This is a genomic window from Sphingomonas sp. SORGH_AS_0950 (assembly GCF_030818415.1).
Classification (GTDB): Bacteria; Pseudomonadota; Alphaproteobacteria; order Sphingomonadales; family Sphingomonadaceae; genus Sphingomonas.
Window position 1 is genome coordinate 618,725 of record NZ_JAUTAE010000001.1, and the last position, 24,811, is coordinate 643,535.

Below are 24,811 nucleotides of genomic sequence, written 5' to 3' on the forward strand. Positions count from 1 at the left end.
CCCTTGCTGTGAGCGGGGACCGCGTGCCTCAGCTCGGCTTCCCAAAAGACCGGTTCCGCCGGTCATGCCGTCGAACGATCCTCCATCCCCGGCTCGACTATCGCATCGCCGTCGCTCTCGACCGTCACGGGAATGGATTTGGCGGCGGGCGTCTTGCTGCCCACGGCATAATGCCACACCGGCATCAGGACGTTGCACTCGGGATAATAGCCGCCGATGCATCCGACCGGGATGTCATAGGCGACGACGATCATCCCCGACAAATGCCGGTCGACCCCGTCATCGGCGACGGTGCGCAACGTCACCGCCTGCCCGACCTTCAGGCCCCGGCGTTCGATGTCGGAGCGGTTCATCAGCACGATGTTGCGGATGCCGTCGATACCCCGAAAACGATCGCTATAGCCATAGACAGTAGTGTTGAACTGGTCGTTGCTGCGCAATGTCATCAACCGCAGCACGTCATGGCCGACGTCCGGCATATCGAGGTCTTCGTCGAGTGCCCCAGGCGTAACGAAATTGGCGCGGCCGGTATCGGTCTGCCATTCGCGCCGCTTGGCCGGCAGATCGCGCTGGAAACCGCCGGGCTCCCACATCCGCGTTTCATAGTCGTGGAAGTTGTCGGGAAGCGTATGGGCGATCTCCCGCCGGATCTCGGCATAGTCGGTCATATAGTCGTCCCACCGCACCTTGGGATGGGGCTCGAGCACCTGTTTGGCGAGTTCGCATAGCAGTCGTATCTCGCTGATGAGATGCGGAGAGGCCGGCGTGCGGATTCCGCGATTGCCGTGTACGCAGCCAGAGGTGTCTTCCATCGACAGCGCCTGCTGCCCGGCCGCCGTCTCGTCTATCTCCAGCCGCCCGATCACCGGCAGGATATAGCTGATCTCGCCGGGGAGCAGGGCGGTGCGGTTGAGCTTGGTCAGGACGTTGACGGTCAGCCGCATACGGCGCCAGGCAGGCTCCATCCGGCCCTGGTCCGGGATGGCACGGGCGAAATTGCCACCCAGCATGAAGAACGCCTTCACCCGCCCTTCGAGGATCGCTTCGCACGCTTCGACCGTGTTGTACCCCGCCTCGCGGGGTGGCTCGAAGCCGAATTGCTCACCCAGCCGGTCAAGCGGGAAAAGCTCGGGCTTCTCCGTGATGCCGACCGTCCGTTGGCCCTGGACATTGCTGTGGCCGCGCACCGGACAGATGCCCGCGCCGGGCCTTCCGATGTTGCCGCGCATCAGGAGCAGGTTGACCAGCATCTGCACCGTCTCGACCCCCGCACGGTGCTGCGTCAGGCCCATGCCGTAAATGCCGATGGTCGACGGCGCACGGGCATAGATGAGTGCCGTCGCCTCGAGGTCGGCACGGTGCAGTCCGGAACGCCGCTCCAACTCGTCCCAATCCTGCGCCCGCAGCCAGTCGGCGAAGCGCGCGAACCCATGCGTGTGCTCGTTGATAAAGGCGAGGTCGAGGATCGGCGGCTCACCCGCCGCCAGGGCGTCGTCGTGCAGCGTCAGCACCGCCTTGCAGATGCCCGCGATCGCGGCCAGATCGCCGCCATTCTTGACCTGATGATAGTCCGAACTGATCCGCGTGTCCTTGCCGGTCAGCATCTCGGTCGGCGACTGGGGGTTCAGGAAACGCTCCAACCCGCGCTCATGAAGCGGGTTGAAGGTGATGATCGGCACCCCGCGCTGGCTGGCTTCCTGAAGCGGGTGCAGCATGCGGGGCGAGTTGCTCCCCGGATTCTGGCCGAAGAACATCAGGCAGTCGGTCTTGGCGAAGTCCCCCAGATCGACCGTGCCGACGCCCTGGCCGATACTGGCGGGCAGCGCGACCGAGGTCGTTTCGTGGCACATGTTCGAGCTGTCGGGCAGGTTGTTGTTGCCATAAAGCCGGGCGAACAACTGATAGAGATAGCTGCCTTCGTTCGACAACCGGCCGGAGCTGTAAAAGACGGTGCCGTGTTGCTTGTCATCCACCGCGCGAAGTTCGCGGGCGATCTCCGCGATGGCATGGCCCCAGGATACCGGCACATATTTGTCGGTCGCGGGATCATAGCGTAGCGGATGGGTCAGCCGCCCCGGCTGCTCCAGATGATAATCGTCCCATCCCAGCAATTCGCTGACCGTATGTTCGGCGAAGAAGGCGGGCGTACAGCGGTGCGCGGTCAACTCCCACGCCACCGCCTTCACCCCGTTCTCACAGAACTCGAAGGGCAGCGGCGTAGCCGGTTTGACCCAGGCGCAGCTGTTGCACTGATAGCCGTCGACCTTGTTGTGGCGCGACAGCGCGATGCTGGCGCTGCCGAGCACGCCTTCCCGGCGCAGGATATTGCCGACCGATCGGGCCGATCCCCACCCACCGGAGGGGAGGCGATACGGCTTGTAAGTGGCTTTCATCGGGCATCTCCGGCCGGGGCGGCGGGCGTTTCCTTGCGAAACATTCGCCGGGTCCTGTCGTTAACCCTGTATCGGCGGCGGCTATCCCAGATTTAACCTAAGATACGGATTTAAAAAGGAGAAATGCCATGACGGTCGGTCGCGACTATATGCTGAAAAAGACGACGGGGCCCTCGGCTCCGAAATGTTTCATCGACACGCAAATTGTGCCGCGACTGGTCAACGCCGTCGGTCGAGGGGAGGTGTTGCTCGACCGTTCGGCTGTCCGCCTTGGTATCCGACCGTCGATGCTCGTCGGCGGCGCGGCGTGTATCATGGCAGGGCTGCTCTGGAATATGCGGAGCGGCCGGTCAGGGACGACGGATCGAGCGTAGCACAGCTGATCGGCAGGGTGATCCTTATTGAAAGCTGGAATTCCTGTTGCCCGGCCATATCTCGGAAAACCCCCGGTTTTGCTGTCCGGAAGGCTAAATCTGCCAGCCGCCCCCCAATGCCAGGAACAGCTGCACTTGGTCCGCCGCCAGCCGACTGTCCGCCGCCGCGAGCGTCTGCTCTGCGCCGATCAGCGTACGTTGGGCATCGAGGACGGACAGGAAACCCGTGCGTCCCGCTTTGAACAGCCGTTCGGCATCATTCGCAGCGCGAGCCGACTGATCGCGGGCGGCGGTTAGGGCCGCGCGGCGATCCAGGTCCCGCGCGTAAATGGTCAGGGCAGTTTCGGTCTCTCGCAACGCGGCGAGAACCGTCCCGTCGAACCTGGCATAAGCGGCGTCGGCGTCGGCCTGCGCGCTGGCGATGCGCGCTCGGACCCGTCCACGGTTTGGAAACTCCCAGCTGATCAGCGGCCCCAGCGAGAATTTATAGGTGTCGCTGCCGAGCGCATTGCGCAGCAGGCCGACCGAGCCCACCGAGGCACCGAGGGTGATGCGCGGATAGAGTTCCGCTTCCGCAACCCCGATCCTGGCCGTGGCGGCATGCAATTCCAATTCGGCGCGGCGCACGTCCGGACGACGTTGCAGCAGGGCCGCGCCGTCGCCGATCGGAATGGCCCGGTCGAGACGGGGCTCCTGCGTACAGGCCGCGACCTGGCGATCGAACTCGGCGGGCGGGCGGCCGGTCAGCGTCGCCAGGCGGAACAGCGCGACCTGCTTGGCCCCGAGCAAGCTCGGCAAGGTGGCCCGGACCTGTTCCTCCTGCGCGAGCGACCGGGTCGCGTCGAGCGCGATGCCGCGTCCGGCGCGGATCAGCCGCTGCGTCAGGGTCGTCGTGCGCGCCTGAAGGGCTACCGCCTGCTGCGCGATGCCGATCTCCCGCCCGGCGGCACAAGCATCGAGATAGGCGCGGGTCGTATCCGCCACGACGGTGGCGCGGGTCGCGTCATAGGCGGCCTGGGTCGCTGCGACATCCGCCCCCGCCGCTTCGATGGCGCGCCGGATCTGCCCGGCAAGGTCGACCTGATAGGAGATACCCGCCCGCGCCGAATAGACGAAGGACGAGGGCAGGGGCGTGCCCGGCAGCAACTCTTCCTCGGCCGATCGCTGGGCATAGCCGGGCGCCGCCTCGATCTCGGTCCTGGGCTGGCGAGCCTGCTCCGCAAGGCCGAGCGCGGCATTGGCGCGTGCGATATTGGCGCTGGCAACGCGCAGGTCCGTATTATGGGCGAGCGCGTCCTCGACCAGTCGATCGAGCACCGGATCGCTGTACAACTTCCACCAATGGTCCGGCAGCGGGGCAGGGGCGAAGGCCGTGGAAGAGCCGCTGACAAAGCCGCCGGTTGCACTGGGGCGTTCCGCAACGGCCGTGGCGGGCCTGTGATAATCGGGGCCCGCCGCTGCACAGCCCGCAAGCAGGGCCGCCATGAGGGAAGAGGCAAGCGGGTGGCGTTTCATGCCCGCACCCCCTTCGGTCGAGCCGGTGCCACCGACGGCAATATCTCGACGGTCGCGGTTCGACCGACCACCAGCGCGATCCCGGCGGGCAGACGATCGATCGTCACGCGGACGGGGATGCGCTGTGCCAGCCGGACCCAGCTAAAGGTCGGGTTCACATTGGCAAGCAGGTTCGCGCCCGAATTGCGATCGCGATCCTCGATGCCGCCAGCGATGCTCTGCACATGCCCCGCAATGGTCGATCCTTCACCCATCAGGCGGATCTGCACGGGATCGCCGACATGGATGCGGGGCAGCTTCGTCTCCTCGAAATAGCCGATGATGTGGAGCGAACTCCGGTCGATGATCGCAAATTCGGGGTGACCGGCGCTCGCATAGTCGCCGGGGCGGAGCTCCAAATTGGTGACCGTGCCCGCGACGCTGGCGCGTACCATCGTTCGGGCCAGGTTGAGGCGGGCGGTGTCCAGCGCCGTGCGGGCCTGGGCCAGCGAAGCATCGAGCTGGGCGACCTTGGCCATGCTCTGTTCGCGGACTTCCCCGGCGACCAAATCCCCCAGCGACTGGTTGCGTCGGGCCTCGCGTCGGGCCTGGGCAAGCTGCACCTGCTGGGCGGCGACCGCCGCCTGCGCCTGCGCCACGGCCAGTCGGTAACGCGGCCGGTCGACCTCGAACAACGGCGTGCCGACGGCCACCTGCTGGTTGTCGCGGACGAGGACCGAGGTGACCAGCCCGGACACATCGGGCGCCACCTGAACCACATCGGCGCGAACCCGGCCGTCGCGGGTCCAGGGGTCTTGCTCGTAATGCGCCCATAGCCGTTGCCCGGCGAACCCGGCGAGGGCGACGACCATCAGCGTCACGGCGACGCGCAGAAATGCAGTCTTCTTCATTTCACTAACCGAAAAGAGCGGCCACATCGCCGCCGTTGAGGAGCGCGGCAAAGCCCGCCCAAAGGAGAATGGTAAGCGCCACATCGAACAAGCCGCGATGCCAGACGAAACGATACAGTCGCAGCCGCCCCAGCACCCAGGCGATCGCTTCCGCGGCGACGAACGCCAGAATGGCGGCGATCAGCAGCGGGTGGACATAGACCCCGGCAAGATCGACTTCCCCCGTCATGCCGCTTCCTCCCGCATGTCCCAGGGAGCGGCCCCTGGAAAGAAATTGCGCCGTAGCCCGGTCAACGCGGCAAGCTCGTTCCACCGGCCTTTGGAAACCGGCAGGTCGATCGCGGAGGCGATGGCGGCATCGATCCTGTCGAGCAGGGCGGATGCGGGTATCGCCGTCGTGTCGGGGTCGCCGTTGCGGAAATGCACGGCGATCTCGTTGCGCAACGCGGCCAGCGCTGCGTTATCCTCGCTCCCGTCCGGCGCCAGCTGGGCCACATTCACGCCCACCCGCAAATCGCGCAGGGTCGCCATGGCGACATCGCGGTCCGCCTGGTCGACATCACCGACGCGCGCGGCGAGCAGCCCCACCCGGTCGAGCATCCGGCTCTTCCAACTGGCGATGGCAAGGCTGGACGGACCGGACGCGAGATCGGCCAGTTCGCGCCAGCCCGCGCGGCGCAGCCGCCGAACGGCCGTTCCTGCGCCAAGACTGCGGAAGACACGCGTCGCAAAGATCGCGGCCGCCACGCCGACCAGCTGGGCGATGCTGCCATTGAAGAAACCGACCGCATCGGCGGAGAAATTGTTGGTCAACGCCAGCCCCCCCGCGATCCCGATGATCATCGGCATCATCCGGCCATACCAGTGCGGCAGCGCGAGCAGGGCACCGGCGATCAGGAGCATCGGGGCCAGCACCAGCGCCAGCATCTCGAAGCTGTGTACCAGCGGCAGCAGCGCAAAGAGATAGAGGGCGGTCAGCGGCAGCGAGACGGCGGTCCAGATCAGGAAACCACGCTGGGCCGGAACCGGATCGTCCATCGTCGCAAAGAAACAGCATACGACGGCCGCGATCATCGCCGCCACCGCTCCCTCGGGCCAGGCGGCGACGATCCAGAAAGCGCAGCACCCCAGGATCGCGATCGCGGTCGCTGCGGCAGACAGCGCCGCCAGCGCATAGTCCCGGTGGAGCGGGCGGCGCTGTCGCTCGCGCAGCAGGGCCCGGACGGGCTCGGGCATCGGGGTATCGGGCGCGGTCGCCTGCACGGCGACATGTCGCGCCGTGTCGAGCGCCACGACCAGTTCGCCGAGACGGGCGAGCAGATTGGCGATCAGCAGGCTGCCCCATGACCGCATGGGCTCGTCCGCCGCCAACGCCGCGCCGCGCGCGACGAGCGCGGCAGGCGCGGCACTGTCCGGCTCCCGCACCCAGCGCCGGACATCGTCGATCAGCGCCGCGACGGGGGCGGGAAGGGCGTGCAGGACCGAAAGGCTGCGTATGCGGTCCTCCACGGCGGAAACGAGCGGGACGAGTAGCACCAGCCGATCCTGCAACGCCGCCAGTACCGCCGTGGTCGGTCGCTGCGCGTCGGTATCGAACGGCACATGCGTGGCCATGACGTGAAGTTCGGTGACGTCTCCGGCGAGGCGGCGGCGCTTCGCATCCGTATGGGCCAGAGGCTCCGGCGCGAGCGAGTCGACGATCCAGCTTTCCGCCTCGCCAATCACGGCCTGGATGCGCGTGCGGAGCAGGGCGGTGACGCTGCGCGGCCAGACGACCGCGTGGACGATAGCGGCACAGGTCACGCCGATCCCGATTTCCTGGGCGCGCAGCACCGCTACTTGGAAAATCGCTTCCGGGTGGGTGACGCTGGGAAACCCGACGAGCGCCGCCGTATAGCCCGCCAGCATGAACAGATAGGATCGCGGCGTACGGTCGAGCAGCGAGACGAACTGGCAGCCCGCAACCCAGAGCGCGAGCGCAAGCGACAGCAAGATCGGCGCGTTGACCAGCAAGGGTATCAGCACGACGGTGGCGCTGGCCCCGACGATCGTCCCAAGAAGGCGGAACACGGCCTTGGATCGCACCGCGCCGGTCAGCGGCTGGCTGGTGATATAGACGGTCGCCATGGCCCAGAAGGGGCGATCCAGCCCGAGCCGGAACGACACGAACAGCGCCAGCATCGCCGCCACGAAGCAATTGGCGGAAAATACCGCCTGCCGCACGCCGATCCGCATGAGTTCAATCCGTCTCGGACGCGCCGATCGCCTGGCTGAGCCGTTCCACCACGGTGATCGCGATGGCCAGATCTTCGGCCGGGATATCGGCAAAGAGCGCGGACCGGATTTCCGCCGAGCGAGTTTCCGCCAGCGCGGCGAGCGAACGACCGGCCGGAGTGAGATGGATCGTCTTGGCGCGCTTGTCGCTGGCATCCGGCCGCCGCTCGGCAAGGCCCGCGCGCTCGATCTGGTCGACCAGCGGCACGACCGTCGGCCCTTCGACGCCGAGCTGCTCCGCCAACATGCCCTGGCGCACCCCGTCCTCCATCCGGCCGAGCAACATGACGGCAAGCGCGGACGAGTGCGAAAGCGACAGCCCTGCCAGGGCACGGTCGAGATGCCGCCTGTAGGCGCGGGCCAGCGGGATCAGCGTGGTCGCCAATCGCCGTTCCAGATGACGTCGAGAATCGGACATTTCGAAATATAGATAGCTATCTATCTATTATGGCGCAAATGGTTTGTGAGCCAGTGCGATTGGGGGCACGCCAGCGGGCAGGGCGGACAATATCGCGCGCCTGACCCAATGTACTTGCATCGAAAGGAAAATCCCGCTGCTATGGGTCATGAGGAATGTCCTTCGCATTGGCGCAGGCCGTCGATGAGATTCGTCTGGCTGCCGCTTTTCCTGCTCGCGGGGTGTGGCGACATTCCGCGCGACCCCGAGGGAACGCTGGAGACCGTCCGCGCGAGCCGAGCCATTCGCGTTGGGGCGGTCGCGGGTGCCGAGCGAGGGGACATGGCGGTTGCCGACAGGATCCTGACCCGGATCGCCGCACGGACCGGTGCTGCGCCCAAGGTCGTGGTCGGTACGCTCGAGCCGCTGCTCCTTCGGCTGGAAGCGGGGCAACTGGACCTCGTCGTCGGTGGCCGCTTCGATGCGAAATCCCCCTGGGCAAAGCGCGTCGCGCTCGGTCTGCCGTACCGCCGCCATGAGGAAGGCAAGGCCGTGACGGCATTGCATATCGTCGCCCGGAACGGGGAGAATGCGTGGATCACACTGGTCGAACGCGAAACACGAGCAGAGGTGCCGGACCGATGAGCAACGACGTCTTGCCGCCGCATCTGAAACCCGTCTTCGCCCGCGCGCAACGGCTGGAGTGGTGGTCGCTGGCCTGGACGATCAGCGTGATCGCCATCATGGGCGCGGCGATGGGGGCAAGCCAGGCGATGAAGACGGCCTGGATCGAGGATTGCCTCAGCCTGGTCCCGCCGATCGTCTTCCTGATCTCCGCCCGCCTGGAGAGACGTCCGCCCACCGCGCTGTTTCCCAACGGCTTCGCGCGCGCGCCGAGCGTCGCCTTCGCCCTGGCCGCCGCCGCGCTCACGGCTCTTGGCGGCGTCCTGCTGGTGACCTCGGCGATGAGCCTGATCGGCCAGGAGCATGCCACAGTTACCTCCGTAAACATCGCGGGGCAGGAAATCTGGCTGGGTTGGCTGATGGTGGCCGCTCAGGTCTATTCGATCGTCGTGCCGATCGTCCTCGGCCGGTTGAAGCTGCCGCTCGCGCGCGAATTGAACGACAAGACGCTCTTCACCGATGCGATGACGCAGAAGGCCAACTGGATGACGGGCGTGGCCGGGATCGGCGGGGTGATCGGTATCGGGCTGGGCTATTGGTGGGCGGATGCGGTCGCGGCGGGCCTGATCTCGCTGGATATTCTGAACGACGGGCTGCGCTCGCTGAAGTCGGCGGCGGCGGAACTGATCGACGGCGCCCCCCGCGCGCTCGACGGGGAGCGCGTGGCCGACGACGCCTCGGCGCTGCATGCGGCGTTGAAGGCCCGCTTCCCGGGCGCCGAGGTGCGCCTGCGCGAGACAGGGCGCGTCATTGGCGCCCAGGTCGTCGGCGCCCTGCCGGACGAGGGCGACTATGATCCGGCGGCGTTCTGGCCGGGCGCCCCGGATCGGTCGTGGCGCCTCGACCATGTCAGCTTCATCCCCCCGGAGCGAGGGGCCGAATAGCGGCCGTCAGACGGCGCGGGCCCGTTCCTCGACGATCCGCTCGAGCATCGACAGCGGCATCGCGCCGGACTCCAGCACGTCATGGAAATGCTTGAGGTCGAAGCGGTCGCCCGCGATCGCCTTGGCCTTTTCGCGCGCGCGCAACCAGGCGGCGTGGCCGATCTTGTAACTGCATGCCTGACCCGGCGAGACGCAATAGCGTTCGATCTCACGCTGGGAGCGACCGGGTGCGAAGCCGACCGTGTCGACCAGGTATTTGGTCGCCTGATCATGCGTCCAGCGCTTGGTATGGATGCCGGTATCCACCACCAGCCGCGCAGCGCGGAACAGGAAGGATTGGAGATAACCTGCCCGCTCGACCGGTGAGGCATAGCCGCCGAGTTCGTCGGCCAGTTGCTCAGCATAGAGCGCCCAGCCTTCCAGATAGGCATTGAAGAAAGCGATCTTGCGCAGCGGATGGGTCGGCGCTCGCTGGGCGGTCGAAATCTGGAGGTGATGGCCCGGCACGCCTTCATGATAGGTCAGGCTCGGCAATGTGTATTTCGGCCAGTCGTGCACGCTCTTGAGATTGATCCAGTAGATCGCGGCGCGCGAACCATCGAGCGGCGCGCGGAAATAATAGCCGTTGGGCGCGCCGTCCTGGATTTCGGGCGCGACGCGGCGAATCTCGAGCGGGGCATTGGGCGGGTTGGTGAACGCCTGCGGCAGGCGCGCCTGCATCGCCTGGACGCTGGCGTTCAGGCTGGCGAGCAATTCGGCGCGTCCCGCGTCGGTATCCGCGAACAACTGGGTCGGCAGACGGTTGAGCTGGTCGAGGCGCGCGCCCACGCTGCCCTTGGTCAGACCCTGGCTCCGCAGGATGGGTTCGAGCTGTGCGGTCAGCTCGGCCACCTGTTGCAGCCCCATGCGATGTACCGCGTCCGGCGACAGGGTCGTGGTGGTCGCCTGCGCCAGGGCCGCGGCATAGAGCGCCTCGCCGTCCGGCAGTGCCCAGACGCCGGCGGCACCGCGTGCCGAAGGGCGAAGGGAGCGCAACAGCGCGATCTGGCGATCAAGCGCGGGATAGACCTGCTCGGCGACGATCCGGGCGGCGCGCCCCTGCCAGTCGCCAGCGATGTTCGCCGCGCCGGTGCGGCGGGTCAGGGCCTGGACAAGCTGGCTGTCGGCCGGGGCGGGCGACCGGAGCTTCGCCATCTGGCCAAGCGCGAGATCGAGCGAGAAGTCGGGGGCGAGCCGCCCCTTTGCCGCCTCGCGCCGCTGAACCTCGGTTTCGTTATCCAGCTGACGCCCCATCAATGCGAGACGATCGAGATACGCTTCGGCATCGTCGGCGGTTTTGACCGGATGGGTCGAGGCCAGAAAATCGGGCAACGAGAAATACACGCCGTCCTGCTGCGAGATCGGATAGGGGCCTTGCGGCGAGGAGAGGCCGAACTGCTCCGGGCCGACCATGTTGGACTTGATGTTGTACAGCACGACTTCGCGGTCGATGCGGGCCTGCGGCGATAGCGAAGCGGGGTCGACGGCAGCGACCAGCGCATGGGCCTTGCGATTGCGGGCGAGGTCCTTGGCGATCGCCTGGTAGCTGTTGTCGCTCAGCTTGTGCCGCAGATCGGCGTTCGTACCGGTATCGAAGCCCAGCGAGGTGGCGAATTCCGGCGACTGGCGCACGGTTTCGCCCAGCACCTGATCGAAGACCGCATTCAGCCGCGTGTCCCCCGGCAAGGCCGCCGCCGCCGGACCGCCCGAAGCCTGCGCGGAGGCCGGACGGGCAGGTAGTGCGCCAACCCCGACGGCCGCGGCACCGGACAGCATGAAGGTGCGACGATCCATGAAATTTCCCCGTTTATGAAGCTATTGGTGCTACGCTATGCGACGGGGCGGCCATTGCGCAACCCGGCCGTCGCGGATCAGGGCTTTTCCGGGCACCCCGCCCGTGCCGACAGGATGACGGTCGTCTCCACAGAGGCGACGCCCTCCACCGCCCGCAGACGGTCCGCCAGGTCCGACAAGGCCTGTGGCGACGCGACCGAGACGACCAACACCGCGTCCCGGTCGCCGGCGATGGCATAGATACGCTCCACCTCGGGCCAGGACAGGAGCGGGTCGGTGATCCGCCGACACGGGCGAACCGCCAGGCAAAGCGTCACCAGCGCCTGGACGCCCGCGACGACATCGGGCGCGATCATCGCGCTATAGCCCTGGATGATACCGTCACGTTCCAGCCGCGCGATACGGGCCTGCACGGCGGTGCGCGACAGGTTCAACGCGCGGGCCAGCGAGGTGGTCGTCCGGCGCGCGTCATGACGCAACAATGCGACCAGCTTCCGGTCGGTCTCGTCCAGGGTCATGCCGGTCCGGTTCATGGGCGCTTTCGAAACGTCGTCACTGACGGCGATCCGCAATCTCGCCAATCATCTCGTCCCATAGCATGGGAGCCGTGACAAGGGAGGTCGAGATGAAGATCATCGAAGCAGCCACGTTCACGGGCCATCGCCCCTGGGCGGCGCTGGATATCGCGGAGATCGACGGGGTATCGGTTCGGCTTCACTGGACCGACCAGCCCTATATCTGGCACGTCAACGATGGTGCCGAGGTCTTTGTCGTGCTGGACGGCATAGTCGACATGCAGGTGCGCGAGCGGGGCGAGGAGCACGTCCATCGCCTGACGCCGGGGACGATCTTCCACGCCGAACCCGGCGACACCCATCGCGCCGTGCCGATCGGGCCTGCGCGTGTGCTGGTCGTCGAGCGGGCAGGGAGTATCTGACCGCTAAGCGACGATCTCCGGGTTGGTGGTCCCCGCCTGCCGTTCGAACAAGCGGCGATAATGGCCATCTTCGGCGCGCAGAAGCGCCGCATCTGGTCCGTCCTCTGAGCGAGCGCCGATCTGGCGATTAATAGACACACGCGACATAAGCCGCATCATCAATGCCAATGCCATCATCGCACGCTGAATAGACCAGCGCCCCTCAAACTCCTGGGGGGGGGCTTAGCCGCGTTTCGTCGCCCAAGCGGCGTTCAGCTTGGCCATCGTGCCGTGACGGTCCCGCAGCCGCAGCCCTTCCAGGCGCAGCGTCCGGCCCCGCAGCAGGCGACCATGCGTGCTCCAGATCACGTCGTACAGCCCACTTGCGGTCCGCGCGGTATCGCCGTCCCAATAGCGGGTCGTGATCAGCACCGGCAGTCGGCCTTCCTTCGTATCCGCCTGGCCATCGGTCAGGGCCAGGATCGGGTCGGCGATCGGCCCCGCATCGATCACGGGGTCGCCGACGGGCGCCTGCCGGGCGATGCCCGACTTTGCCGGGAAATCGATCGTCACGTCCTGCAGGTCATGATTCGGGTCGCGCAGCGCGAGGCGGCGGCCGTCGCCTTCGACGGTCGCGGTCAGGTCCAGCCGGGCACGCTCGTTGCGTTGCGCGCTGGCGGCGGCGGCCTTGTCGGCGGCATCGCTACGGCGCTGCGACCAGTTCAGATAGAGCGTCAGCGCGGCGACGAGCAGGCCTGCCACGGCCACGAACTCGGCCAGGCTCAGCAATCGCCGCCGCGACTTGGCGCGATCAGCGGCCTCGTCGCCCGCCGATTGGCTCATCGCCCGCCCGCCTCGAGCAATTCGGTCGGCGCGACCCGTTCCCAGCTGCGCGCGATCCGGTCCTCGACCAGCGTCCAGTCGCTGTCGGCAGTCAGCGCGATGGTCGTCCAGTGCGGCGCGGCGCCTTCGTCGGCGACGCACAGGTGCAGTCCCGACGCCCCGTCAGCGACCCGCGCAAAGGGCTCGCCTTCGACTAGGAACCAGGTTTCGCCGTCGTGCAGGTCCTCGGTCACACCGGGCAGCAGCAGGGCGATGTCGCGAATGCGGGCCAGATTATCGGTCATCGACGCACGAACTCCGAGAGGATGCGGGGATAGAGACGATGTTCCTCGACCAGGACGCGCGCGGCAAGTGCCCCGGCATCGTCACCCGGCAGGATCGACACCTCGGCCTGACCCAGCACCTCGCCATCATCCAGTTCCTCGGTCACGATATGGACCGAGCACCCCGCCTTGGCATCCCCCGCCGCGATCGCGCGCGCATGAGTGTCGAGCCCCTTGTAGAGCGGCAGGAGAGAGGGATGGATGTTGAGGATACGGCCTTCCCAGCGGCGCACGAAATCGCCCGACAACAGCCGCATATAGCCCGCCAGCGCGATCACCTCCACGCCCGCGTCGCGCAGCGCTTGGTCGATCGCCGCTTCATAGGCGGGCTTGCCGATCCCCTTGGGCGACAGCGCGAAGGTCGCGATGCCCCGCTCCGCCGCCCAGGCCAGCCCGGCCGCCTCGGGCTTGTCCGAGGCGACGAGGGCGACATGATAAGCCGGGTCGCCGTCCTGCGAAGCGGCGACCAGCGACTGCATGTTGGAGCCGCGGCCGGAAATCAGGATGCCGACCTTGACCGGGCCGTCAGGCCGCATGGGTCGCCGTCCAGTCCGCCTTGGCGCTCCAGGTGCCCGCCGAGCCGGTGACGGTGCAGCCGCGCTCGCCCGCCTCGATCCGGCCGATGGTCAGTACGGTTTCGCCCGCCTCGGTCAGGGTGGCGGCCAGCGCTTCGGCCTGGTCGGCCGCGACGACCACCGCCATGCCGATGCCGCAGTTGAAGGTACGCGCCATTTCCTCGGGTTCGATCCCGCCCTGGGCCTGCAGGAACGCCATCAGGCGCGGCTGTTCCCAGCGATCCGCATCGACCACGGCATGGACGCCCTTGGGCAGGACGCGCGGGATGTTTTCGAGCAGGCCGCCGCCGGTGATGTGCGCGAGCCCCTTGATCGTCCCGGCCTTGAGCGAGGGCAGCAGCGAGCGGACATAGATCCGAGTCGGCGCCATCAGCGCCTCGATCAGCAGCCGCTCCTGATCGAACAGCGCGGGGCGATCGAGCTTCCATCCCTTGTCGGCGGCTAGGCGGCGGACCAGCGAGAAGCCGTTGGAGTGGACCCCCGACGAGGCGAGGCCGAGGATCACGTCGCCATCGGAAATCCCGCTTCCCGTCAGCACCTGGTCCCGCTCGACCGCGCCGACGCAGAAGCCCGCCAGGTCATAGTCGCCCGGCGCATACATGCCCGGCATCTCGGCGGTCTCGCCACCGATCAGCGCGCAACCCGCGATGCGGCAGCCTTCGGCGATCGAGGCGATGACCCGCTCGGGAACATCGCCCTCCAGCTTGGCGGTGGCGTAATAATCTAGGAAGAACAAAGGCTCGGCGCCCTGTACGACCAGGTCGTTGGCGCACATCGCGACCAGGTCGATGCCGACCCCGTCATGGCGATCATGCTCGATCGCCAGCTTCAGCTTGGTGCCCACGCCGTCATTGGCGGCGACCAGCAGCGGATCGGTGAAGCCCGCCGCCTTCAGGTCGAAGAAGCCGCCGAACCCGCCCAGATCGGCGTCGGCGCCCGGCCGCCGCGTCGCCTTGGCGAGCGGGCCGATCGCGCGGACCAGCGCGTTGCCTGCGGCGATCGAAACGCCCGCATCGGCATAGGTGTAGGGAGCGCCGCGTTCGGCGGGCGACGGGGTGGTGGACGGCGTGCTGTTGTCGGTCATGTTTGCCCGTTAGCTATATCGCGCTTGGATTTCCACGCCTGCTTCGCCAAAAGGCCGCGATGCGTTTGCGATTGCCCTCATTGATGTACGGCCTGACCGCCCTTGTCGCGGTGGGCGCGGGGGGCGGTGCGGTCCTGGCCCAGATCGAAGGACAGGATCGCGGCGTCGCGCCCGTTGACAGCGGCGGGGCCTATGAAGTCACCGGCGTGACGGTCGACGTGTCGGGCAGCACGGCAGAGGCCGCGCGGCTCGGCGGCTGGCGAATCGCGCAGCGAAAGGCCTGGGCGATGCTGGCGCAGCGGCTGGGGCGTGGCGGCGTCGGCGCGTCCGACGGCCTGCTCGATTCGCTCGTCTCGGGCATCGTGGTGGAAAATGAGGAGATCGGGCCGACCCGCTATGTCGCGCGGCTGGGGGTCCTGTTCGACCGGGTGCGGGCCGCCTCGGTGCTGGGCGTGTCGGCCTATGCCGATCGCTCGCCGCCGATGCTGGTCATGCCCCTCCAGATTTCGGGCGGCAGTGCGCAGATGTTCGAGAGCCGGACGCCGTGGCAGCTGGCCTGGGCGCGGTTCCGGACGGGCAACAGCAGCATCGACTATATCCGTCCCTCGGGCACCGGCATGGACCCGCTGCTGCTTAATGCGGGGCAGATCGGTCGCCGGTCGCGTGGCTGGTGGCGGACGATCCTCGACCAATATGGCGCGTCGGACATCCTGATCCCGGTCGTCCGCCTCTATCGCCAATGGCCCGGCGGGCCGGTGATCGGCGTCTTCGAGGCACGGCACGGCCCCGACAATTTCCTGCTCGGCACTGTCACGCTGCGCGTCGGCAGCACCGATGCTTTGCCGCAACTGCTCGATACCGGCGTGGCACGGCTCGACGGCCTGTACCAGCGCGCGCTGGCGGGCGGGACGCTTCATCCCGATTCGACACTCGCGCCGCCGCCCAAGCCGGAGGTGCCGATTACCGACGACAGCATGGGCGGCGACGAACCCGTCGCCGGCATCGATAGCGCCATCGCCCCGTCGGGCGCGGGGATATCGGTCACGCTGCAATATGATGCGCCCAGTGCCAGCGCGGTCGCCAATGCCGAAAGCCTCGTACGCGGCATTCCGGGGGTCGTGCGGGCCGCCACCACCAGCCTGGCGCTGGGGGGCGTGTCGTTGATGGGCGTGACCTATGACGGCGACCCCGAGCAGCTTCGCCGTGCGCTGGAACAGCGCGGCTATCAGGTTTCAGGGTCCGGCACGACGCTTCGCATTCGTCGCGCCCCCCAAGTCCAGGCGCCTGCGCCTCCATCGGATAATGTGATCACCGGATGAACCAAATGGCGCTTCCGCTGGAATGGCCAGCGGACCCCTTGTCGGACGCGTTCCTGCTGACCGATTCCAACCGGCTTGCCGCGCGCATGCTGGAGCAATGGGAGAAATGGCCGACCATGGCCGCGATCCTGACCGGCCCGCGCAAGTCGGGGCGGTCGCTGCTGGCGCGCATCTTCGCCGCGCGCAGTGGTGGTACGATCATCGACGATGCCGAGCGCGTGCCCGAGGTCCAGATCTTCCATGCCTGGAACACGGCACAGGCGGAACGCCGACCGCTGGTCATCGTCGCCGACGCCGCGCCGCCGCGCTGGGCGGTCAAGCTGCCCGACCTGCGGTCGCGGCTCGCTAATAGCAGCCTGGCAGAAATCGGAGCACCCGACGACGAGCTGGTCGCCGCCCTGTTCGAGTTGCTGTTCCAGAGGCGCGGGCTCGATGCGCGGCCCGATCTGATCGAATGGCTGACCGCGCGGATCGAGCGTAGTCACCTTTCTGTCATCCGCGCGGTGGATATGCTCGATCAGGGGGCGATGGAACGGCGCGCGCGCTTATCGATTGCCCTTGCACGTTCCACCCTGATCGGGGCCGGTCTGATCGCCGAGCCCTGAGCCCCGCGAACCAAGCGAGAAACGATGACCCGGCCTGCCCATATCGCGCAAATGTCCGAACCGGACGACGATCATGTCACGCGGGAGCCGAACGGGCGCTATTTCAATCGCGAGCTGTCCTGGCTGGCCTTCAACCGGCGCGTGCTGGAAGAGGCGTGCAACACCGCGCATCCGCTGCTCGAGCGGCTCCGCTTCCTGTCCATCTCGGGCTCGAACCTCGATGAATTCTTCATGGTCCGCGTTGCGGGCCTGAAGGGGCAGCAGGCGCAGGACGTCGAACAGCGCTCGGTCGACGGGCTGACGCCGGGGCAGCAGCTGAACGAGATCGTCGCCGAAGCGGACCGGCTGATGGCCAGCCAGCAGGAAGTATGGGGCGACCTGCGCAACCTGCTCGATGCGGCGGGCATTTTCGTATTGCGCCGCGATGCGATCGATGCCGAGGCGAGCGCCTGGCTGGAGGGGCATGTCCGCGACCAGATCTTCCCGATCCTGACCCCCCAGGCGCTCGATCCCGCGCACCCCTTTCCGTTCATCCCGAACAAGGGGCTGTCGATGATCTTCGACCTGACCCGCGTGTCGGACAAGGCGCCGATCCGCGAGCTGGTGATGATCCCCGCAACAATGCCGCGCTTCGTCCGGTTGCCGGGCGAGGGGACGCGCTATGTGTCGATCGAGACGATCCTGCGCCGCTTTTCGGGATTGCTGTTCCCCGGCTATGTCGTCAACGGCGCGGCGACCTTCCGCGTCCTTCGCGACAGCGATATCGAGATCGAGGAGGAGGCCGAGGATCTGGTCCGCTATTTCGCCAATGCGATCAAGCGGCGGCGGCGCGGGCGCGTCATCCGGCTGGAGCTGGAGACGGGGATGCCCGACGAACTGGCCGACGTGCTGCGCGACGAACTGGGCGGGACGGATGCGATCATCACCGAGAGCGGAAATCTGCTCGGCATCGGCGATCTAGACATGCTGGTCGATGCGGATCGGCCGGACCTGAAATTTCCGCCCTATACGCCGCGCTTTCCCGAACGGATTCGCGAGTTCGCGGGCGACTGTTTCGCCGCGATCAAGGCCAAGGACATCGTCGTCCACCATCCGTACGAGACGTTCGAGGCGGTCATCGCCTTTCTAAAGCAGGCGGCGGTCGACCCGGATGTGGTGGCGATCAAGCAGACCCTCTACCGCGCGGGCAAGCAGTCGGCGGTCATCAACGCCCTGATCGCGGCGGCGGAGGCGGGCAAGTCGGTGACCGCGATCGTCGAGCTGAAGGCGCGCTTTGACGAGGAGCAGAATCTTTACTGGGCCTCCGCGCTGGAGCGGGCGGGCGTCCAGGTCGTCTATGGCTTCATCGACTGGAAGACGCATGCCAAGGTGTCGATGGTCGTCCGGCGCGAGGGCGGCGACTTCCGCACCTACTGCCATTTCGGCACGGGCAATTATCACCCCGTGACGGCACGCATCTATACCGATCTCAGCTTCTTCACCGCCGACCCCGCCATCGGGCGGGATGCGGCGCAGATGTTCAACTATATCACCGGCTATGTCGAACCCGTGGCGATGAACCGGGTCAGCCTGTCGCCGCGCGACCTGCGGCACAATTTGATGGCGCTGGTCGATGCCGAGATCGCCCATGCCCGCGCGGGTCGAAAGGGCAGCATCTGGGCCAAGATGAACTCGCTGGTCGATCCGCTGATCATCGAAAAGCTGTACGAGGCGAGCGGTGCGGGGGTCGAGATCGACCTGATCGTGCGCGGCATCTGCTGCCTGCGCCCCGGCGTCCCCGGCCTGTCGGATCATATCCGGGTGAAATCGGTCGTCGGCCGCTTTCTGGAGCATAGCCGCATCTGGGCGTTCGGCGACGGCAAGGCGCTGCCCCATGACGCGGCCAAGCTCTTCATTTCCTCGGCCGACTGGATGCCGCGCAACTTCGATAGGCGGGTCGAATATATGCTGCCCATCCTCAACCCGACCGTCCACGACCAGATCCTCGACCAGGTGATGGTCGCCAACCTGCTCGACAACGAACAGAGCTGGGAACTGGAGCCCGATGGCCGCTATGTCCGTGACGAACCGGGCGATCGCCCCTTCAACCTGCATCGGTATTTCATGACCAATCCTTCGCTTTCGGGGCGCGGCGCCGCGCTCGACACCAGCAAGGCAGTGCCGACCCTGTCGCTCCGGCGACAGCGCTGATCGGGGGCGGCGGAACGATGGCAGCGATCCGCGCGCCGCGTACGGCGATCATCGACATCGGCTCGAACTCGGTCCGTCTCGTCGTCTATCAGGGTCCAGCGCGCCTGCCCGCGATCCTGTTCAACGAGAAGGTGATGGCGGGCCTCGGCCGGGGCCTCGCCGCCACGGGGGCGATCGACCCGGTCGCGCTGGGCAAGGCGCGGGTGGCGCTGGCCCGCTTCGCCAGCCTCGCGCGGGAGATGGGGGTGAGCAGCCTGCGCACCGTGGCGACGGCGGCGGTGCGCGACGCCGCCAATGGGCAGGAACTGATTGACTGCGCCGAGTCGCTGGGGCTTGAGGTCGAGCTGCTGTCGGGCGAGCAGGAGGCCAAGGGGGCGGGCGAGGGGGTCTTGTCCGCCATTCCCGATGCCGACGGGATCGTCGGCGACCTGGGCGGAGGCAGCCTGGAACTCGTGCGGGTGCGGGACGGTGGGGTCGAGGACCGGGTGTCCTTTCCGCTTGGCGTGCTGCGTATCCCGGCGCTGCGAGAGCGCGGCGGCAAGGCGTTCGAGCGGCAGATCGGGCGGCTGATCGAGGAGGCGGGATGGGAAGGCCGCGGTCGGGGCCTGCCCTTCTATCTGGTCGGCGGATCGTGGCGGGCGCTGGCGCGGCTCGACATGACGCTGGCCGAATATCCCCTGCCGATCATCCATCACTATGAACTGACGCCGACCGATATAGCGAGGCTGTCGCGGACCATCCCGCATCTGTCCAAGGCGCGGCTGCGCGACGTGAAGGGCCTGTCGTCCAGCCGCGCGGCGACGCTCGGCGATGCGACCGCGCTGCTGAGCGTCCTCCTCAAGCATCTGGGCAGCAGTACGACCGTGGTGTCCGCCTATGGCCTGCGCGAAGGGCTGCTCTACGGCAATCTGGATGCCAGGACCCGCGCCCAGGATCCGTTGATCGTGGCGGCGCGCGAAGAGGGGCGGTTGCTCGGGCGCTTTCCCGAACATGGCGACCTGCTCGAAAGCTGGATCGCCCCGCTATTTGCCGGGGAAGCCGCCGCCGAGGCGCGGCTTCGTCATGCCGCCTGCCTGCTCGCCGATGTGGGCTGGCGCGCCAATCCGGAATTTCGGGCCGAACGCGGGGTGGAGATCGCGCTCCACGGCAATTGGGTCGGGATCGACGCGACGGGGCGCGCCATGTTGGCGCAGGCGCTGCACACGAGTCTGGGCGGAGGGCTGGACGTGCCAGCGCCGCTCGCCGAACTGGCGACCCCGGCACAGCTGAAGCTGGCGACGAGCTGGGGACTGGCGATCCGGCTGGGCCAGCGGCTGAGCGGCGGCCTAGAGGGGCCGTTGGAGCGGACCAGGCTGGTTCTGGAAGCGACCAGCCTGGGCCTCACGATGCTGGACGAGGACAGGGGCTTTTACGGCGAGGCGGTCGAGCGTCGCCATGCCGCGCTCGCCGCCGCGCTGGGGCGGATGGCGACGCGGATCAGCCGCACCGAATCCGCGTGATCCGTCCCTCGGCATCGGTTTCCAGGTTCAGCCGGTCGGTGCGATAGTCCATCGTGACCGCATCGCCCGGCGCAATCACCCGTAGGGTCCGCGCGCCGGTGCGCTTCAGCACGTCGGCGCGCATCGCCTCGCCCCAGCGCTTGCCGACCAGGTCCGCGACGCGGCCCTCACCGCACTGCATCGGTAATTCCGCCATCTGCTCGCCGCGCGACGGCGGCGTTCCGGTCGGGGTACAGGCACCGATCGCCATCAGCGCGACGAGGACCACGGCCCGGTTCATGCCACTGGATCCTCGGTGCGGACCATCTTCAGCTTGCCGCCCTTGACGACGAACCCGGTGCGCCCCTCGACCAGATCGAGCGCGTCGCGCCCGAATTGCTCGAACCGCCAGCCATCGAGCACCGACAGGCCGCTGCGAACCCCCGCCGCCAGCATCTCCAGATCGTCCGACCGGGCCAGCAGGCGCGGCGCCACGTCGATGTCGCGCGCGCGGATCTTGAGTAACAGCTTGAGCAGATCGGCGACCAGCGCGCCCTCGCGCCCCAGCCCCGGCTTGCGATCGTCACGCGCGGGCAGTTCGTCGGCGTCGAGCGGCGTCGCGCCCTCCAGCGCCTCCATAAGGCGATGACCGATGTCGTTGCCCGCCCAGGTGGCGGAAAGCCCGCGCACCTTGGCAAGATCGGTCTGCTTGCGCGGCGGATGCCCGGCCAGGTCGGCCAGCGTCTCGTCCTTGACGATGCGGCCACGCGGCAGGTCCTTGGCCTGTGCCTCCAGTTCGCGCCAGCGGGCGAGCGCCTTCAGACGGCCGAGCATGTCGGGCTTGCGACCCGATACGCGGACGCGCTTCCAGGCGCTGTCGGGATCATTGGCGTAATGCGAGGGATCGGCCAGCCGCTCCATTTCCTGGTCCAGCCATGCGCCGCGCCCGGTCTTGCGCAGCCGTTCCAGCATCCTGGGGAAGATGGCGGAGAGATGGGTCACGTCGCCGATCGCATAATCGACCTGCCGCTGGTCGAGCGGGCGGCGCGACCAGTCGGTGAAGCGGGCGCCCTTGTCGATCGGGATGCCGAGCCAGCTGTCGACCAGGTTGGAATAGCCGATCTGCTCGCCCTGTCCCAGCGCCATGGCCGCGATCTGGGTGTCGAACAGGGGGTGGGGGGTCTTTCCGGTCAGGTTGTAGATGATCTCGATATCCTGCCCACCGGCATGGAAGACCTTCAGAACCTCGTCATTGTTGACCAGCAGGTCGAGCAGCGGCGTCATATCCAGACCCGGCGCCTTGGGGTCGATCGCGGCGGCCTCTTCGGTGTCGGCGATCTGGATCAGGCACAGCTCCGGCCAATAGGTGCTTTCGCGCATGAACTCGGTATCGACCGTGATGAAGTCGGCTTGCGAGAGGCGGGCGCAGAGATTGGCGAGCGTGGCGCTGTCGGTAATCAACGGATGAACGTGCATCGCATGCACATAGCCGCACGCGCGCGGGTTGACAAAGAGGAACGCGCAGGTGCCCGTTCGGCATGGAGAGCGGCCACTGGGGGATTGACAAAACAGGGGTGGGCGGGGAAGCGGCGTCACTTTCCCCAGACGTTCAGAGAATGCTCGCCATGCACGCCTATCGTACTCATACCTGTGCCGCGCTGACAGCCGACGCCGTGGGCCAGACGGTCCGCCTGTCCGGCTGGGTCCATCGCAAGCGCGACCATGGCGGCGTCCTCTTCGTCGATCTGCGCGACCATTACGGCATCACCCAGATCGTCGCGGACAGCGACACCCCCGCGCTCGCCATCCTGGAGGCAGTGCGCGTCGAGTCGGTCGTGACGATCGACGGCGTGGTGAAGGCGCGCTCGGCGGGCACGGTCAACGCCAATCTGGCGACCGGCGAGATCGAGGTGTTCGCGCGCGGCGCCACCGTGCTATCGGCCGCCGAGGAACTGCCGATGCCCGTGGCGGGCGAGCAGGAATATCCGGAGGATATCCGCCTGCGCTATCGCTTCCTCGACCTGCGTCGCGAGACGCTGCACGCCAATATCGTGCGCCGGACCCAGGTGATCTCCGACATGCGGCGTCGCATGGAAACGGCGGGCTTCACCGAATATTCGACCCCGATCCTGACCGCCTCCTCGCCCGAGGGCGCGCGCGACTTCCTGGTGCCGAGCCGCATCCATCCGGGCAAGTTCTATGCGCTGCCGCAGGCGCCGCAGCAGTATAAGCAGCTGTTGATGGTCGCCGGGTTCGACCGCTATTTCCAGATCGCGCCCTGCTTCCGCGACGAGGACCCGCGCGCCGACCGCTTGCCGGGCGAATTCTACCAGCTCGACCTGGAAATGAGCTTCGTCACCCAGGAAGAGGTGTGGGAGACGATGGAGCCGGTGATCGGCGGCATCTTCGAGAAGTTCGCCGATGGCCGGACCGTCACGCCCACGGGCGAGTTCCCGCGCATTCCCTATTCGGAGTCGATGCTGAAATATGGCAACGACAAGCCCGACCTGCGCAACCCTCTGATCATCACCGACGTCTCCGAGCATTTCACGACCTCGGGCTTCGGGCTGTTCGAGAAGATCGTCGGTTCGGGCGGCGTCGTCCGCGCGATCCCGGCACCCAAGACCGCCGAGAAGAGCCGCAAGTTCTTCGACGAGATGAACGAATGGGCGCGCGCGGAGGGTCATGCGGGCCTGGGCTATGTCACCCGCAAGGGCGGCGAGTTCGGCGGTCCGATCGCCAAGAACCACGGCACCGAGGGCATGGAGGCGATCTATGCCGCGCTGGGCCTGGGCCCGGATGACGGCCTGTTCTTCGCGGCGGGCAAGGTCGATGCGGCCGCCAAACTGGCCGGCCTCGCCCGCACCCGCGTCGCCGAGCAGCTCGGCCTGATCGAAGAGGGGGCGTTCCGCCTCTGCTGGATCGTCGACTTCCCCTTCTACGAGTGGGACGAGGACGAGAAGAAGGTCGAGTTCGCGCACAACCCCTTCTCGATGCCGCAGGGTGGCATGGAGGCGCTGACCACCGCCGATCCGCTGTCGCTCAAGGCCTATCAGTACGACTTGGTCTGCAACGGCTTCGAGATCGCGTCGGGTTCGATCCGAAACCAGTCGCCCGAACTGATGGTCGCCGCGTTCGAGAAGGTCGGCCTGTCCAAGGCGGATGTCGAGGAGCGTTTCGGCGGTCTCTACCGGGCGTTCCAGTATGGCGCGCCGCCGCATGGCGGCATGGCCGCTGGCGTCGACCGGATCGTGATGCTGATCTGCGGCGCGCAGAATCTGCGCGAAATCTCGCTGTTCCCGATGAACCAGCGTGCCGAGGACCTGCTGATGGGCGCCCCCAGCCTGCCCAGCAACAAGCAGATGCGCGAGCTGTCGCTGCGCTCGACCGCCGAGCCGAAAAAGGATGTGGATCAGGTCGTCGCCGCTTCGGCGGGCTGATCCCGCCCGAAGGGCACAGAAAAAGGGCGGGCGCCGGATGCGGCGTCCGCCCTTTTTTCGTGTCGTGTCCGGGCCGGGGGCCCAGACCGACCTTCTCAGGCCGCGACCAGCGACGGGGAGGCGGGCTTGAACTCGCCGCTCTCGTCCATCAGGTGCAGCACGCCGTCGGCGATCGCGAAATAGGCGCCGCGCAGGGTCAGCTTGCCCGCTTCCTCACGCTTGGTGACGAAGGGGAAGGTGCGCAGATTTGCGATCGAGGTGCGAACCGACTCGAGCTCCATCTCACGCATCGCGTCGGGGCCGTCACCATGCTTGGCGATGACCTTCTCGCGCGCGCCGTCGAGCAGGTTCACCCAGTCGGAGATGAAGCCACCTTCGCCCTGCGGGGCATGGGCGAAGCCCTGGGTCAGCGCGGCCTTGCAGCCGCCGCATGCGCCGTGACCCATGACGACGACGTCGGTCACTTCCAGCTGCGTCACCGCGAATTCCAGTGCAGCCGACACGCCGTGATGCCCGCCGCCCGTCTCGAACGGGGGAACCAGGTTGGCGACGTTGCGCACGACGAAGATCTCACCGGGCAGCGTGTCGAAGATCTGGGCCGGATCGACGCGGCTGTCCGAGCAGGCGATCACCATCACCTTGGGGCTCTGGCCTTCCTTCAGTTCGGCCCAGCGGTCGCGCTGGCGACGCCAATCGGAGGTCCGAAAGCGCTGATAGCCATCCACGAGGTCGTTAAAGTCGGTCATTGCTCTCTCTTATCCAGTTAAGGAAGCCACGCTATAGCAGGCGAACCC

Annotated in this window: 24 protein-coding genes; 8 read left to right on the forward strand and 16 right to left on the reverse strand. The window is 67.2% G+C overall.

Going from position 1 to position 24,811, the window contains the following annotated elements; all coding sequences use genetic code 11:
- Positions 1-62 precede the first annotated feature (62 nt).
- The 6 genes from QE385_RS02435 to QE385_RS02460 all read right to left on the reverse strand — a co-directional run bounded on the left by QE385_RS02435 (position 63) and on the right by QE385_RS02460 (position 7,831).
- The gene (locus QE385_RS02435) at positions 63-2,393 is read right to left on the reverse strand and encodes an FdhF/YdeP family oxidoreductase (RefSeq protein WP_307098725.1); all 2,331 of its coding nucleotides are present in this window, start codon (positions 2,391-2,393) and stop codon (positions 63-65) included.
- 467 nt (positions 2,394-2,860) lie between these two features.
- Complete coding sequence (locus QE385_RS02440) at positions 2,861-4,282, reverse strand: efflux transporter outer membrane subunit (protein WP_307098727.1); 1,422 nt, start codon at positions 4,280-4,282, stop codon at positions 2,861-2,863.
- Entirely contained in the window at positions 4,279-5,172 is an 894-nt protein-coding gene (locus QE385_RS02445; RefSeq protein ID WP_307098729.1) for an HlyD family secretion protein, read from the reverse strand. The genes QE385_RS02440 and QE385_RS02445 overlap by 4 nt, the downstream gene beginning before the upstream one ends.
- Before the next feature lie 4 nt (positions 5,173-5,176).
- Positions 5,177-5,401 (reverse strand): DUF1656 domain-containing protein, encoded by a 225-nt coding sequence (locus QE385_RS02450; protein ID WP_307098731.1) that lies wholly within the window; start codon positions 5,399-5,401, stop codon positions 5,177-5,179.
- Positions 5,398-7,407 (reverse strand): FUSC family protein, encoded by a 2,010-nt coding sequence (locus tag QE385_RS02455; RefSeq protein WP_307098733.1) that lies wholly within the window; start codon positions 7,405-7,407, stop codon positions 5,398-5,400. The genes QE385_RS02450 and QE385_RS02455 overlap by 4 nt, the downstream gene beginning before the upstream one ends.
- Positions 7,408-7,411: 4 nt before the next feature.
- A complete protein-coding gene (locus tag QE385_RS02460) occupies positions 7,412-7,831 on the reverse strand; it encodes a MarR family winged helix-turn-helix transcriptional regulator (RefSeq protein ID WP_307098736.1) in 420 nt (139 codons plus the stop codon).
- A 216-nt stretch (positions 7,832-8,047) separates the two neighbouring features.
- On the opposite strand from QE385_RS02460, the gene QE385_RS02465 reads away from it, so the two are divergent.
- Positions 8,048-8,488: a hypothetical protein gene (locus QE385_RS02465; RefSeq protein WP_307098738.1), complete on the forward strand. Its 441-nt coding sequence runs from the start codon at positions 8,048-8,050 to the stop codon at positions 8,486-8,488.
- Positions 8,485-9,411, forward strand: a complete 927-nt coding sequence (locus tag QE385_RS02470; RefSeq protein WP_307098739.1) for a cation transporter — start codon at positions 8,485-8,487, stop codon at positions 9,409-9,411. Before QE385_RS02465 ends, QE385_RS02470 begins: the two co-directional genes overlap by 4 nt.
- Positions 9,412-9,417: 6 nt before the next feature.
- On the opposite strand, the gene QE385_RS02475 is transcribed toward QE385_RS02470, so the two are convergent.
- A complete protein-coding gene (locus QE385_RS02475; RefSeq protein ID WP_307098741.1) occupies positions 9,418-11,244 on the reverse strand; it encodes a DUF885 family protein in 1,827 nt (608 codons plus the stop codon).
- A gap of 77 nt (positions 11,245-11,321) precedes the next feature.
- Positions 11,322-11,777 carry an Lrp/AsnC family transcriptional regulator gene (locus tag QE385_RS02480; protein WP_307098742.1) on the reverse strand — a complete coding sequence of 152 codons (456 nt, stop codon included), beginning with the start codon at positions 11,775-11,777 and terminating at the stop codon, positions 11,322-11,324.
- A 92-nt stretch (positions 11,778-11,869) separates the two neighbouring features.
- Here QE385_RS02480 and QE385_RS02485 point away from each other — a divergent pair, with 92 nt between their 5' ends.
- Complete coding sequence (locus QE385_RS02485; RefSeq protein WP_307098743.1) at positions 11,870-12,181, forward strand: cupin domain-containing protein; 312 nt, start codon at positions 11,870-11,872, stop codon at positions 12,179-12,181.
- A gap of 3 nt (positions 12,182-12,184) precedes the next feature.
- Here the strand turns inward: QE385_RS02485 and QE385_RS02490 are convergent, their stop codons facing one another.
- The 5 genes from QE385_RS02490 to purM are packed head-to-tail and all read right to left on the reverse strand — an operon-like array spanning position 12,185 to position 14,985.
- Positions 12,185-12,358, reverse strand: coding sequence for a hypothetical protein (locus QE385_RS02490; RefSeq protein WP_307098745.1), 174 nt, complete (start codon positions 12,356-12,358; stop codon positions 12,185-12,187).
- 45 nt (positions 12,359-12,403) lie between these two features.
- Positions 12,404-13,003, reverse strand: coding sequence for a hypothetical protein (locus QE385_RS02495; RefSeq protein WP_307098747.1), 600 nt, complete (start codon positions 13,001-13,003; stop codon positions 12,404-12,406).
- A complete protein-coding gene (locus QE385_RS02500) occupies positions 13,000-13,287 on the reverse strand; it encodes an MmcQ/YjbR family DNA-binding protein (RefSeq protein ID WP_307098749.1) in 288 nt (95 codons plus the stop codon). Before QE385_RS02500 ends, QE385_RS02495 begins: the two co-directional genes overlap by 4 nt.
- On the reverse strand, positions 13,284-13,862 hold the full coding sequence (gene purN, locus QE385_RS02505) for a phosphoribosylglycinamide formyltransferase (RefSeq protein WP_307098752.1): 579 nt from the start codon (positions 13,860-13,862) through the stop codon (positions 13,284-13,286). Before purN ends, QE385_RS02500 begins: the two co-directional genes overlap by 4 nt.
- On the reverse strand, positions 13,852-14,985 hold the full coding sequence (purM, locus tag QE385_RS02510; protein WP_307098754.1) for a phosphoribosylformylglycinamidine cyclo-ligase: 1,134 nt from the start codon (positions 14,983-14,985) through the stop codon (positions 13,852-13,854). Before purM ends, purN begins: the two co-directional genes overlap by 11 nt.
- A 59-nt stretch (positions 14,986-15,044) precedes the next feature.
- Here purM and QE385_RS02515 point away from each other — a divergent pair, with 59 nt between their 5' ends.
- Genes QE385_RS02515 through QE385_RS02530 form a run of 4 tightly spaced genes read left to right on the forward strand, consistent with a single transcriptional unit; the run spans position 15,045 to position 20,598 of the window.
- Positions 15,045-16,304 (forward strand): heavy-metal-associated domain-containing protein, encoded by a 1,260-nt coding sequence (locus QE385_RS02515; protein WP_307098756.1) that lies wholly within the window; start codon positions 15,045-15,047, stop codon positions 16,302-16,304.
- Positions 16,301-16,909 (forward strand): chromosomal replication initiator DnaA, encoded by a 609-nt coding sequence (locus QE385_RS02520; protein WP_307098758.1) that lies wholly within the window; start codon positions 16,301-16,303, stop codon positions 16,907-16,909. The genes QE385_RS02515 and QE385_RS02520 overlap by 4 nt, the downstream gene beginning before the upstream one ends.
- 24 nt (positions 16,910-16,933) lie before the next feature.
- Positions 16,934-19,099, forward strand: a complete 2,166-nt coding sequence (locus tag QE385_RS02525; RefSeq protein ID WP_373424612.1) for an RNA degradosome polyphosphate kinase — start codon at positions 16,934-16,936, stop codon at positions 19,097-19,099.
- A 17-nt stretch (positions 19,100-19,116) separates the two neighbouring features.
- Positions 19,117-20,598 carry a Ppx/GppA family phosphatase gene (locus QE385_RS02530; protein WP_307098761.1) on the forward strand — a complete coding sequence of 494 codons (1,482 nt, stop codon included), beginning with the start codon at positions 19,117-19,119 and terminating at the stop codon, positions 20,596-20,598.
- On the opposite strand, the gene QE385_RS02535 is transcribed toward QE385_RS02530, so the two are convergent.
- Together QE385_RS02535 and rnd are read right to left on the reverse strand one after the other, a co-directional pair.
- Complete coding sequence (locus QE385_RS02535) at positions 20,576-20,878, reverse strand: I78 family peptidase inhibitor (RefSeq protein WP_307098763.1); 303 nt, start codon at positions 20,876-20,878, stop codon at positions 20,576-20,578. The genes QE385_RS02530 and QE385_RS02535 overlap by 23 nt on opposite strands.
- Entirely contained in the window at positions 20,875-22,053 is a 1,179-nt protein-coding gene (rnd, locus tag QE385_RS02540) for a ribonuclease D (RefSeq protein WP_307098765.1), read from the reverse strand. The genes QE385_RS02535 and rnd overlap by 4 nt, the downstream gene beginning before the upstream one ends.
- A gap of 149 nt (positions 22,054-22,202) precedes the next feature.
- Here rnd and aspS point away from each other — a divergent pair, with 149 nt between their 5' ends.
- A complete protein-coding gene (gene aspS / locus QE385_RS02545; protein WP_307098767.1) occupies positions 22,203-24,017 on the forward strand; it encodes an aspartate--tRNA ligase in 1,815 nt (604 codons plus the stop codon).
- Between the two features lie 95 nt (positions 24,018-24,112).
- Here aspS and QE385_RS02550 read toward each other — a convergent pair whose 3' ends face one another.
- Positions 24,113-24,763: a carbonic anhydrase gene (locus QE385_RS02550; protein ID WP_307098768.1), complete on the reverse strand. Its 651-nt coding sequence runs from the start codon at positions 24,761-24,763 to the stop codon at positions 24,113-24,115.
- Positions 24,764-24,811: the final 48 nt, after the last annotated feature.